Source organism: Pseudomonas sp. BIC9C (genome assembly GCF_034541995.1).
Taxonomy (GTDB): Bacteria; Pseudomonadota; Gammaproteobacteria; order Pseudomonadales; family Pseudomonadaceae; genus Aquipseudomonas; species Aquipseudomonas fluorescens_CC.
In genome coordinates, this window is the sequence record NZ_JAWDGM010000007.1 from 107,310 (window position 1) to 118,937 (window position 11,628).

Annotated in this window: 10 protein-coding genes and 1 pseudogene; 8 read left to right on the top strand and 3 right to left on the bottom strand. The window is 59.2% G+C overall.

Annotation, left to right across the window (positions count from 1 at the left end; genetic code table 11):
• Positions 1–43 precede the first annotated feature (43 nt).
• The 3 genes from fdhD to RS887_RS26370 all read left to right on the top strand — a co-directional run bounded on the left by fdhD (position 44) and on the right by RS887_RS26370 (position 4,086).
• Positions 44–883 (top strand): formate dehydrogenase accessory sulfurtransferase FdhD, encoded by an 840-nt coding sequence (gene fdhD, locus RS887_RS26360; protein ID WP_111286667.1) that lies wholly within the window; start codon positions 44–46, stop codon positions 881–883.
• On the top strand, positions 880–3,228 hold the full coding sequence (locus tag RS887_RS26365) for an FdhF/YdeP family oxidoreductase (protein WP_322617682.1): 2,349 nt from the start codon (positions 880–882) through the stop codon (positions 3,226–3,228). Before fdhD ends, RS887_RS26365 begins: the two co-directional genes overlap by 4 nt.
• Positions 3,229–3,600: 372 nt before the next feature.
• Positions 3,601–4,086: a glycine zipper domain-containing protein gene (locus RS887_RS26370; protein WP_322617683.1), complete on the top strand. Its 486-nt coding sequence runs from the start codon at positions 3,601–3,603 to the stop codon at positions 4,084–4,086.
• 67 nt (positions 4,087–4,153) lie between these two features.
• Here the strand turns inward: RS887_RS26370 and RS887_RS26375 are convergent, their stop codons facing one another.
• The 3 genes and pseudogenes from RS887_RS26375 to RS887_RS26385 all read right to left on the bottom strand — a co-directional run bounded on the left by RS887_RS26375 (position 4,154) and on the right by RS887_RS26385 (position 8,142).
• Positions 4,154–4,576, bottom strand: coding sequence for a thioesterase family protein (locus RS887_RS26375; protein ID WP_322617684.1), 423 nt, complete (start codon positions 4,574–4,576; stop codon positions 4,154–4,156).
• A 173-nt stretch (positions 4,577–4,749) separates the two neighbouring features.
• Positions 4,750–5,976, bottom strand: a complete 1,227-nt coding sequence (locus RS887_RS26380; RefSeq protein WP_322617685.1) for a 3-hydroxyacyl-CoA dehydrogenase — start codon at positions 5,974–5,976, stop codon at positions 4,750–4,752.
• Between the two features lie 232 nt (positions 5,977–6,208).
• Positions 6,209–8,142: pseudogene (locus tag RS887_RS26385) on the bottom strand (ATP-dependent DNA helicase RecQ).
• A gap of 268 nt (positions 8,143–8,410) precedes the next feature.
• Here RS887_RS26385 and RS887_RS26390 point away from each other — a divergent pair.
• The 5 genes from RS887_RS26390 (at position 8,411) to RS887_RS26410 (ending at position 11,595) form a co-directional block, all read left to right on the top strand.
• Complete coding sequence (locus tag RS887_RS26390; protein ID WP_322617873.1) at positions 8,411–9,475, top strand: S8 family peptidase; 1,065 nt, start codon at positions 8,411–8,413, stop codon at positions 9,473–9,475.
• Between the two features lie 250 nt (positions 9,476–9,725).
• Complete coding sequence (locus RS887_RS26395) at positions 9,726–10,085, top strand: hypothetical protein (RefSeq protein WP_322617686.1); 360 nt, start codon at positions 9,726–9,728, stop codon at positions 10,083–10,085.
• 339 nt (positions 10,086–10,424) lie between these two features.
• The gene (locus RS887_RS26400) at positions 10,425–10,721 is read left to right on the top strand and encodes a hypothetical protein (RefSeq protein WP_322617687.1); all 297 of its coding nucleotides are present in this window, start codon (positions 10,425–10,427) and stop codon (positions 10,719–10,721) included.
• 158 nt (positions 10,722–10,879) lie between these two features.
• The gene (locus RS887_RS26405; protein WP_322617688.1) at positions 10,880–11,323 is read left to right on the top strand and encodes a hypothetical protein; all 444 of its coding nucleotides are present in this window, start codon (positions 10,880–10,882) and stop codon (positions 11,321–11,323) included.
• Positions 11,323–11,595 (top strand): type II toxin-antitoxin system RelE/ParE family toxin, encoded by a 273-nt coding sequence (locus RS887_RS26410; RefSeq protein WP_322617689.1) that lies wholly within the window; start codon positions 11,323–11,325, stop codon positions 11,593–11,595. The genes RS887_RS26405 and RS887_RS26410 overlap by 1 nt, the downstream gene beginning before the upstream one ends.
• Positions 11,596–11,628: the final 33 nt, after the last annotated feature.

Sequence of the window (11,628 nt, forward strand, 5' to 3'; positions counted from 1 at the left end):
TGCCGCGCCTAGTCTTAAAGCTGATCAATCCGTCGGTGATGCCATGAACGCCAAGCGCCCAGCCTGCGCGGCGCCTGCCCTCGAAACGCCCGCGCCCGCCGCAAGCCAGACGTACAGCTACAGCAACCTTGAATACTCGGAATCGGACAGCGCCGCGCTGGCCGAGGAAGTCGCGTTGGCGATTGCCTACAACGGCATCAGCCAGGCAGTCATGCTGGTGACGCCAACGGACCTCGAAGACTTCATCGTCGGTTTTAGCCTGGGCAGCGGCATCATCATCGATGCCACTGATATTTATGACCTGCAACTCAGCGGCTCAGGGTCAGCGCAATACGCGCAAGTGACCATCGCCAACCGCGCATTCTGGAACCTCAAGCAACAGCGTCGGCAACTGGCCGGCACCAGTGGTTGCGGGCTGTGCGGCGTGGAAGCGGTCGAGCAGGCATTGCCAGACCTTCAGGTATTGCCCGGCGCCCCGCTGCCGCCCGCCGAATGGCTCGATGGCCTGCGCCAGCGCATCGGCGCCTTCCAGCCGTTGGGCCAGCATTGCGGTGCGGTGCACGCGGCCGTGTTCATGAACGCTCAAGGCGAATTGCTGCTGGGGCGTGAAGACATCGGCCGGCACAATGCCCTCGACAAACTGATCGGCGGGCTGATCCGGCAAAAAATCCCGACCGCTGGCGGGCTGGTGATTGTCACCAGTCGTTGCAGCCTCGAATTGATCCAGAAGGTCTTGCGTGCCGGCATCCAGACCCTCGTCAGCCTGTCGTCGCCCACCGGCCTTGCCGTGCAATGGGCCCGCCGCCACAACCTCAACCTCATTCATTTGCCACAGAAGAATGCACCGCGGGTGTACAGCCCAACGTCGGAGAATCAAGCGTGAGTCAACACCGTCAAGCCGACCAGACACCTGTCCCTCGCTACAAACCCTACAAAGGCCCGGCCGGTGGCTGGGGCGCACTGATCAGCGTCGCCCAGGCCTGGTTGACCAGCGACAACGCGCTGAAAAACCTGCGCATAATGCTCAAGACCAACCAGAACGGTGGCTTCGACTGCCCGGGCTGCGCCTGGGGCGATTCTCCGGAAAAGGGCATGGTGATGTTCTGCGAGAACGGCGCCAAAGCGGTGAACTGGGAAGCGACCAAGCGCCGGGTTGATGCCAAATTCTTCGCCAGACACAGCGTCACCTCGCTGCTGGAGCAAAGCGACTACTGGCTCGAATATCAAGGCCGCCTGACCGAGCCGATGAGCTACGACGCCGAAACCGACCGCTATAAACCGATCAGTTGGGACGACGCCTTCGCGCTGATCGCCAAACACCTGAACGGCTTGTCGAGTCCGGATCAGGCCGAGTTCTACACCTCGGGCCGCGCCAGCAACGAAGCAGCCTATCTGTATCAGCTGTTCGTGCGTGCCTATGGCACCAACAACTTCCCTGACTGCTCGAACATGTGCCACGAGGCCAGCGGTGTTGCGTTGTCGCAAAGCGTCGGCGTCGGCAAAGGCACCGTGACCTTCGACGACTTCGAACACGCCGATGCGATTTTCGTCTGGGGCCAGAACCCCGGCACCAACCACCCGCGGATGCTCGAACCGCTACGCGAAGCGGTCAAGCGCGGCGCTCAGGTGGTGTGCATCAACCCGCTCAAGGAACGTGGCCTGGAACGTTTCCAGCATCCGCAGCACGCGTTCGAAATGCTCACCAACGGCGACAAGCCGACCAATACCGCGTTCTTCCGCCCGGCCCTTGGCGGTGACATGGCGATCATGCGCGGCATGGCGAAATTCCTCCTGCTGTGGGAGCGCGATGCGCAGCGCAGCGGCGCCCCGGCGGTGTTCGACCACGATTTTCTCAATGAGCACAGCGCCAATGTGCTGGAGTACCTGACGACCATCGACGAAACACCGTGGGAGCAGATCGTCGAGCAGTCGGGCCTGACGCTGGTAGAGATCGAACAAGCGGCGCGCATGTACGCCAAGGGCAAGAACGTCATCATGTGCTGGGCCATGGGCATCACCCAGCATCGCCATTCGGTGGCGACCATCCAGGAAATCGCCAACCTGATGATGCTGCGCGGCAACATTGGTCGGCCGGGAGCTGGTCTGTGCCCGGTACGTGGTCACAGCAACGTGCAGGGCGACCGGACCATGGGCATCAACGAACGGCCGCCGGTGGCGTTCCTCGAAGCCCTGGAGCGTCGCTTCCAGTTCAAGGTGCCACGCCACAACGGCCATAACGTGGTCGAGGCGATTCATGCGATGGCTGAAGGCCGGGCGAAAGTATTCATCGGTCTGGGGGGCAATTTCGCCCAGGCAACGCCAGACAGCCCGCGCACGTTCCAGGCCCTGCAAAACTGCGACCTGACCGTGCAGATCAGCACCAAGCTCAACCGCAGCCATTTGACCCATGGCAAGGACGCACTGATCCTGCCGTGCCTGGGTCGCACCGACATCGATATCCAGACCGAAGGCCCGCAAGCGGTGACCGTCGAAGATTCGTTCAGCATGGTCCACGCCTCCAATGGTCAGTTACAGCCACTGTCGAACCAGATGCGCTCGGAACCGGCGATCCTGGCCGGCATCGCTGCCGCGACTCTGGGCAAGCACCCGGTGGACTGGAACTGGCTGGTGGCAGACTACCGCCGCATCCGCGACCTGATCGCCGAGACCATTCCGGGCTTCCAGGACTTCAATGAGAAGGTCAGGAATCCGGGCGGTTTCTACCTGGGCAACAGTGCTGGCGCACGCAAGTGGAACACCGCTTCAGGCCGGGCCAATTTCCGTCCGAACGCGCTGCCCAAAGACCTGGTGCACGAACGCACCCGCGCCACCGGTGTGCTGCCGGATCTGATCATGCAATCGATGCGTTCCCACGATCAGTACAACACCACCATCTATGGTCTCAACGATCGTTATCGTGGAGTCAAAGGTCAGCGCGACGTGCTTTTCGTCAACGAAGCCGACATCATCCGCCTGGGCTTCAAGCCGGGGCAGAAGGCGGACATCGTTTCGCTCTGGGACGATGGCGTTGAACGTCGGGTAAAAGGCTTCACGCTGCTGGCGTTTGATATCCCGGCCGGGCAAGCGGCAGCCTACTACCCGGAAGTGAACCCGTTGGTGCCGCTGGAAAGCACCGGCAATGGCAGCCATACGCCAACATCGAAGTTTGTGGCGATCCGGTTGGAAGCGGCGAGCGAGACCGGGTTGATCATGGCCAGGTCTGCGTAAACTCTCAGCGTCTGGACTGGCCCCATCGTCGGAACGCCGCCCGGACCAAGCTCGCTCCCACATTGAATCTCCGTCGTACGCAAACATGTGTTCACCGAAGATCAAAATGTGGGAGCGGGCTTGCTCGCGAATACGGTAGATCGATCAACGGTTTTTCCGAATCAAACGCTTTCCTTTCGCCCACAAAAAAGGCCGTTTCCTCATGAAAACGGCCTTTGCGAAGTAGTAAAAGACCCGCAAAAAAACGTTAAGTTCCGCCCAAAAAACAGTAACTTGCAATATTGTATACAGGTCGTGTTATTCGTCGGATTTCGATTGTCACGCCCATTCCAGAGCCTCAGGATCGCGCCGTCATCCCCTTGAGGTTCCTCCATGAAGTTCTCCTCGATTCTCTTGTTGTCCCTTGGCCTGGTCAGCGGTATCGCGTCTGCTGGCGGCACCACCGAAGCCGGTGTAGGCGGCGCATTGGGCGGGGTTCTAGGCTCGGTCGTCGGCCAGTCGTTAGGCGGCAGTACAGGTTCCACCATCGGCGCGGCCCTGGGTGGCGCGGGTGGTAGCGCCGTCGGCGCAAACAAACACAGCCGTGGCGAAGCAGCCATTGGCGGTGCGTTGGGTGCTGCAGGCGGTAACGTGGTCGGCCGCAGCATGGGCGGCACCACCGGCAGCCTGATCGGCGCCGCAGCAGGCGGCGGTGCCGGTGGCGCACTGGGTAACTACATGGGCAAAGAGTACGATAATGAGGACGGCGATCGTCGTTACTATCGCGGCCATGACGATCGTCGTTACTACCGTGACGGCCACCGTCACCGCGGTCATGCCTATGGCCACCGCAAGCATCGCTGGCACGACGACGACTAAGGCATCCATCGCCTCGCTATAACGGGTCCATCAAAAATCGCAGCCCAAGGGCTGCGATTTTTTTGCCTTACTGAACCACCAGACGCTCCAGCGCACCGCGCAACCTTGAAGGAATCGCCACGGGCCGATTCGACCCACGATCGACAAACACATGCACGAAGCGCCCCGCCGCGCAGGCTTCATCTTCCCCTTGCTTGAACACCGCCAGTTCGTACTGCACCGAGCTGTTGCCCAACTTGCCCACCCGCAGACCGATCTCGATGCGGTCCGGGAAGGCAATGGACGCAAAGTAATCACAAGCCGAGCTCACCACGAACCCCACCACCTCACCGTCATGGATGTTCAGGCCACCGACTTCGATCAGGTAGGTGTTCACCGCCGTATCGAAGAAGCTGTAGTAGGTGACGTTGTTGACGTGACCGTAGGCGTCATTGTCGTGCCAGCGGGTGGTGATGGGCTGGAAGTGTGGGTAGTCGGTGCGTTGGGGCATCAGTGTTGATTCCTGAGTGGGTTCGCCAGTCTAAGGCGAAAACCGCGTTGTATTCATCGCGAGCAGGCTCGCTCCCACATTGAATTTGTGTCGTACACAAAATCTGTGGGCAACAACGATCATCTGTGGGAGCGAGCCTGCTCGCAAAAGCGCTCTCAAAGGCGCCACATCAATCACTTGTCAGCAAAGCCCTTACCCACCGCCTCCAACTCCCCAATCAACCGCGCCGGTTGCCAGTGATCGCCCTGACGCGTTTCAAGATCCATCAAGCGCCGATGAATATCCGCCAACCCTTGCTGGTCGGCCCAGGCCATCGGCCCGCCCTTGTCCGCCGGGAAGCCGTAGCCATTGAGGTAGACCAGATCAATGTCATGAGCTGACCCGGCAATGCCTTCCTGAAGGATCTTCGCGCCTTCATTGACCAGTGCCAGCAAGCAGCGCTCGAGAATTTCCTCCGGGGCGATCACGCGACGGTGGAACCCCAGTTCTTCACTGACTTGAAGCACCAGTGCGTCGACCTGCGGATCATGTTCGGCCTGGCGACTGCCCGGCTCATAGTGGTAATAGCCATTACCACTCTTCTGACCAAAGCGCCCCATCTCGCACAGTCGGTTATCCACCTGAACCTCTGGCGCGTCCTGCCCGATACCGGACAGTTGCCGGGCGCGCCACTGCAGGTCCACGCCCACCACGTCGAACATGCGGAACGGCCCCATGGCGAAACCGAACCCTTGCAGCGCTGCGTCCACCTGATAGGGATAAGCGCCTTCCAGCAGCATTTTTCGCGCTTCGAGCACATAGGTATTGAGCATGCGGTTGCCGATGAAACCGTCGCAATTGCCCGCCACCACACTGACCTTGCCCATGCGCTGGCCGAGCGCCAGTGCCGTGTCGAGCACTGCGGGCGCCGTCCGTGCACCGCGGACGATTTCCAGCAGCTTCATAATGTGCGCCGGGTTGAAGAAATGCAGGCCCAGCACTTGCTGCGGTCGGCGTGTGACCGCCGCGATAGCGTCGATGTCCAGCGCCGAAGTATTGCTCGCCAGGATCGCTTCAGGCTTGAGCAGGCCATCGAGCTCGCGGAAAATTTTCTGCTTGAGCTCAAGGTTTTCGTACACCGCTTCAATGACCAGGTCGACATCGCGGATGGCCACATAATCATCTGCCGCCGTTATGCGCGCGACACGGGCATCGGCTTCGCCCTGCTCAATCCGGCCCTGGCGCACGTTGTGGGCGTAGGTGTCCGCCACGGTGGCCAGCGCTTGCTCCAGCATTTGCGGATTGTTGTCGACCCACTGCACAGCCACTCCGGCGTTGGCCAGGCACATGACAATGCCACGGCCCATGGTGCCCGCGCCGATGACGGCGGCGCGCTGAATATTCGACGGTGTCTGGCTCATGTTTTGTTCTCTTGTTGGCGATCCGAAGACAGCCATCACCATAGTCAGCCACCGGGCTTTTTTGAAATTTATTCCTGTGATGAGCAACATTCAGCGGATGGATGTGCCCCGTTATGTACATCGCAAAATCCTGTGGGAGCGGGCTTGCTCGCGAAGGCGATCCATCAATTGGCATTGATGGTGACTGACCCACCGCTTTCGCGAGCAAGCCCGCTCCCACAAGGACCACAGTTCAGCCTGCCAGATGTTGCTCGGCCCACTCGCGCACCTCGGCATACGGGTAATCCTCCAGTACCGCAAACCCGGTAATCGCCCGCGCCTTGAGCCTGGTGAACAGCGGCACGCTGATCCCGCACAGAAACCGTGTCACGCGTTCAGCCGAGGGCAGGTTGCCCGTGTGCTGCTCGTGCCTGTGGATAAAACCGCCGCACAGCGTCTCGAAATTTTTATCCACAAGCGCCGGCAACGCCGGTGGTGCCGGTAGCCGCGCCACCTGCCCATGACACACCGAACAATGCCCGCATTGCTGCGGGGCATTGTGGTCACCGAAATACTCGGCCAGGCGATAACCCAGGCAATGGTCGGTGGCGAACAGATCCAGCATCGCGTGAATCCGCGCGATCTCGGTGCGCTCATGCCGAGTGAAACAGCCGTGCAGTTCCTCGCTCAATGCGACGCTGTCGAATCCGCTTTGCAGCACGCTGTAGACCTCCGTCATCTGCTTGCTTTCGAGCTCCACCCAGCCCTTCTCCTGGAAGTAATCCAGCGCCTTGACCACCCGACTGCGCTCGGCCTGATGCTGCTCGTACAACGCCTCGAAGTTCACCGTTGCCCAGGTCCGGGCACGGCTGGAGGTCTGGATGATTGCCGCGACAAAATCCCTGCGCTCGCCTTCGAAACGCGCCAATAGCGCCTCGGGCTCCTGCACATACTTGAAACGGTACTCGGCGTAGTACGCGTAGCGCGGGGCGATCAACCCGCGCAATTCGAGTTGCACCAGCAAAGTCTTGAGCGGCAACTGGCGAATATTGCTCTGGTCTGACAACGGCCCCAGCAGAAACTCCCACTGCCCTTCGGGGCTGCGACATGAATCTCGTCAAGCACGCAACGGATGCCATCCAGCTCGGGCGTGTCGCCGTAGACGAAGTTCTCCAGCACGTTGAGGCTGTCACGGTTGGCCAACACCAGGCAGTCCGACGGCTGCCCGTCACGCCCGGCGCGGCCGATTTCCTGACTGTAGTTTTCGATGGATTTGGGCAGGTCAAAATGCACCACGTTGCGGATGTCGCTTTTGTCGATGCCCATGCCAAAAGCGATGGTAGCGACGATGCAATTGGACTGCCCGCCCATGAAGCGACGCTGGATCGCTTCTCGTTGCTCATGGGGCAATCCGGCGTGATAGGCCTCGGCCTGAATGCCGTTGCGGTTCAGGTGTTCGGCGATGTGCTCGGCGGTTTTCTGCAGGGTGACGTAGACGATGCTCGGCTGGTCCGCACGCTGGCTCATCCACTCGACGAGGCGTCTGCGCTTGTCCGCTCCGCGAACCGGCTCCACCAGCAAATTCAGGTTCGGGCGATAGAAACCGGTAGTCACTACATCTTCGGCGGCGATGGCGAATTTCGCCTGCATGTCGGCGATGACCCTGGGCGTCGCCGTTGCGGTCAGCAGCAGCACCTGAGGGATATTGAACTGACGTTGATAGTCGGGAAGCTTGAGGTAGTCCGGGCGAAAGTTATGCCCCCATTCGGAGATGCAGTGCGCCTCGTCCACCACCAACAGCGAGATCGGTACTTGCTGCAGGAAATGGCGAAAACGCTCGTTCTTCAAGCGCTCCACCGAGATCATCAGAATCTTCAACTCGCCGGACCTGGCACGGCCCATGACATCGCTGGCGTCATCGCGGCTCTGGGCCGAATCGATACTGCCCGCCGAGATGCCGTGGCGTTGCAGGAACGCCAGTTGATCCTGCATCAGCGCCAGCAACGGTGAGACCACCAGCGTCAGGTGCGGCAGCAACAGCGCCGGCAATTGGTAGCAAAGGGATTTGCCGGAACCGGTGGGAAAAATCGCCGCCGCCGAACGCCCGGCCAACACGGCACTGACCGCCACCTCCTGACCGGGTCGAAACTGTGGATAACCGAAAACCTGTTCCAGGGTGTTGTGCATAAGCTGTCACTCCGTTGACCGCCGCAGTGCTAAAAGCCTGGCCGGCGATCACAGCGAGTCAAGAAAAGGTCGGGGGCATAAACGATACGGGATGATACAGCCTCAACGCGCCCCGCTGACGCCACAGGTTGAAACACACAGAGCACTTTGCCATCTGACGCCCCGTCTCCCCCCGCAGGTATGGTTCACCCCCACACCCGTAACGCTGCGCGAAGTCTTCATGACAACAGGAGGCCCGATGTGCGCGGCCCCTGCCGAAGGATCGACAATGTTTCGACGAACTTTTTTTCCATTTGCTCTTTTGCTGCCAGTGCCGCTGCTGCTCAGTGGATGTCTGACCGTGCCCGAAAAGCCCGCAATCAAACCGGACACATTCGAAACAGCCGAGTATCACGCTCAAAAAGGGTTGGCGGTCATTCAGGCATCACGCCTGTACGCACGTGGCGGCACCGGCCAAGGCGTACCCGTCGCATTGATTGACTCAGGCCTGAACGCCGAACTGCCAGCGTTTCAAGGCAGGGTCCGCGACCCCGGTTTTGACTATGTCGAGAATCGTCCCGGCACCCATGACCGCGTTGGCCACGGCACTCAAATGGCCGGCATTCTGGCCGCCAACAAAGACGACCAGGGTATGCACGGCGTTGCGTTCAACGCTCAACTGATCCCCTTCCGTTTCGGTGACGACAACGAACCCTTCTTCTTCGACAGTGAAATTTCCCGCTCCTGGCAAGCCGGATTCGATCGTGGTGCGCGCATATTCAACAACTCGTGGGCCAATGCCATTCCAGCAACGGAAATCACCGAAGCGCGTTACAACCAGGTCATGCCCGAGTCGCTGGCGAGCGCTCGAAAACTGGTTCAGCAAGGCGCGGTATTTGTGTTTCCGACCGGTAATGAACTCAAACGAGAGCCTCTGGCAGAGCCGGGTTTACCCCTTGCCATCCCTGAGTTGGAAAAGGGCTGGATCGCCGTCGTTGCATTGAAAAACAATGGCAGTGCCATCAATGGCAAATCCAACTACTGTGGTGTCGCAGCGGCCTGGTGCATCGCCGTTCCCGGTGGGGACTCAGGCGCAGGCCAGGGATTGCTGACCACTGGCAAGGACGGCACATACGTCCAGACTGCCGGGACGTCCCCCGCCGCCGCATTGGTCAGTGGCGCATTGGCGGCAGTCCAGAGCCTGTATCCCGAAATGAGTGCACAGCAAGTGCGCGACCACTTGCTTGAAACCGCAAACCGAACCGGTCTCTATGCCAACAGTGAAGCCTACGGTCGAGGATTACTCGACCTTGATGCGGCGTCGCGACGTCCCCCCGCAGCTGCGGTCGATTGAATCCAGCCCACCAAGCACCCTACATATTTTTCTGCACAGCTTTGTAGGAATCATTTCCTGTAGAAGCATTCTTCGATGAAACCAGGGGGTGTGTAGGAGCATTCCCCCCCAAGGCAGTAAACGCCCTACAAAACCTGTCCATTGCGACTGTATTGCTCTGCTTCGCCACACTCTTCATAGTTTTGGCGCGGCTGAAAATACTGTGGCGGCCTGCCGGAGTGACCTCCGATCTCTTACAGGACCGACATCAATGCCCTCGCTAAAGACATCTACCGAACGCTATCAGCCGCTTAAATCCAGCTACAGCGAAACCCCGGTGCTGGTCATCGATACCGAAGCCGACCCCTACGAGATCCTCGACGCCGCCGGACAACGCATCCGCGCCGCCAGCGACCTGCTCGAAACCCTTTACTGCACATGTTTCAACCAGGCCGAAGCGAGCGACATCCCCAAGATCGTCAGCGCCCTGTACCTGCTGACCCAGGACGGCAACGACCTGCTCGACATCGCCCGGCAGCGCTTGCCGAAACTCACCGGTGGAAAAACACCACCATCCCTTGTGGGAGCGAGTCTGCTCGCGAAGAACGATAACGCGGTGCGGTGTGGATAAGCCCATCAGCAACGACCCGTCAAAGCTTCGGCAAGGCCCTACAAATCAAGACACCTTGTCGGCTATCGATGAACAGTCCCCCAGTCCTGTAGTCCGGACTGTCGCTGCCAAATCAGCGGCTCGGGCCTGGTCACCCGAATGTAATACGCATTACCCTCCGTTGCATGCTGCTGGCACCTCTAGTGTCTGCACGCTATATGGTGGCTGTGTTTGGGACACCTTCGAGCGTGCCGGGAATGCGTATGAATCCTCACCGGTTGACCAACCCGAACACAACCGCCTCCCATCGCTTGGTCACGATGGTGGCGGCATCAATTGATGCATTTGAGGATAAATACAATGAATTCATGGAATCCGCTTACTGATCGCTACCGCCCACTCCTCACCAACCTCACCGATTCCCCGCCCCTGATCATCGACACAGAAGCCAACCCGCAAGACATCCTCGAAGCCGCCCTGCAGCGCATACGGGCCTCCAGCGAACTCCTCAAAACCTTGCACTGCCAATGTTTCAAGCACGGCGACCTCGAAGACATCCCGCATATCACTCACGCCCTCTACCTGCTGACCCAGGACGGCTGCGACCTGCTCAAAGTCGCCCAGCAACGCATGCTCAACTGGAAAGCCCCGGTCTGAAACGCACTCACAGGCAGGCATCGCTCAGATCAAGGCTGCCTGCCTGATCAAAACCCATCAATGTTGTATTTTCGCCTTTCGGCAATAGGAGCTGAATCTTGCAAACTATTATTGATTGCGTAGCATGTGAGCCATTGTTCACTAATGGACTCGCTCTCATGACAGCCGAAACTATCGATCACAGCACCCTCACACGATTGGTTGAGAAAGGCTCGGTAAACAGCGCACATATCGTCGCGAATCCGGGAGGGTGGTCGATTCAAATCCCGTACGGGAACAAAGAATGCTCCCTGACTGCACAACGTAGCCGACAGGTACGTCTATTCAAACGACTTGAAACGTTGGTGACTTATCTGCAAGACGTAGGAATTACCACCTTCGATGTGGACTCATCGAACTATGATCCACTCCAGATCAAAACCTACACTCGCCCCGATCGTTCCGAGGCGATGAAACAGGCACACGAAGCCGCCGCATACGAGGAATGGTTCAAGGCGCAGGTGCAAATTGGTCTGGATGATTCAAGACCGACCGTGACCGACGAAGAGGCTCGCAAAATTTTCGCCGCAAAGCGTGATGCCATACGTCAGCGAGCGCGCTGATGAAGTTAGTCTGGCGTCAGACAGCGCTTGATGACAGAAGTAAAATCATGGACCACATCCTTCTAGACAATCCTGAAGCAGCTATTGCCCTCGACGAAATTTTCGAATTGAAGGCGGAGAATGCTCGATTACGTCCGACCCTATACAGAAAAGGCAAGGTCCCAGGGACGCGGGAAATCGTTGCAACCGCTAACTACGTCATGATCTATCTGATCGCACAGGAGGCGGTTGAAATGGTGAGAGTGATTCATGCCAGACAGAGATGGCCCTGACACTGATTTGGCAATCCCCATGAGCGAATTAAC

Coding starts and splice junctions, on each gene's coding strand:
- fdhD (WP_111286667.1), top strand. CDS start 44: ATGAACGCCAAGCGCCCAGCCTGCGCGGCGCCTGCCCTCGAAACGCCC.
- RS887_RS26370 (WP_322617683.1), top strand. CDS start 3,601: ATGAAGTTCTCCTCGATTCTCTTGTTGTCCCTTGGCCTGGTCAGCGGT.
- RS887_RS26375 (WP_322617684.1), bottom strand. CDS start 4,576: ATGCCCCAACGCACCGACTACCCACACTTCCAGCCCATCACCACCCGC.
- RS887_RS26380 (WP_322617685.1), bottom strand. CDS start 5,976: ATGAGCCAGACACCGTCGAATATTCAGCGCGCCGCCGTCATCGGCGCG.
- RS887_RS26390 (WP_322617873.1), top strand. CDS start 8,411: ATGTTTCGACGAACTTTTTTTCCATTTGCTCTTTTGCTGCCAGTGCCG.
- RS887_RS26395 (WP_322617686.1), top strand. CDS start 9,726: ATGCCCTCGCTAAAGACATCTACCGAACGCTATCAGCCGCTTAAATCC.
- RS887_RS26400 (WP_322617687.1), top strand. CDS start 10,425: ATGAATTCATGGAATCCGCTTACTGATCGCTACCGCCCACTCCTCACC.
- RS887_RS26405 (WP_322617688.1), top strand. CDS start 10,880: ATGACAGCCGAAACTATCGATCACAGCACCCTCACACGATTGGTTGAG.
- RS887_RS26410 (WP_322617689.1), top strand. CDS start 11,323: ATGAAGTTAGTCTGGCGTCAGACAGCGCTTGATGACAGAAGTAAAATC.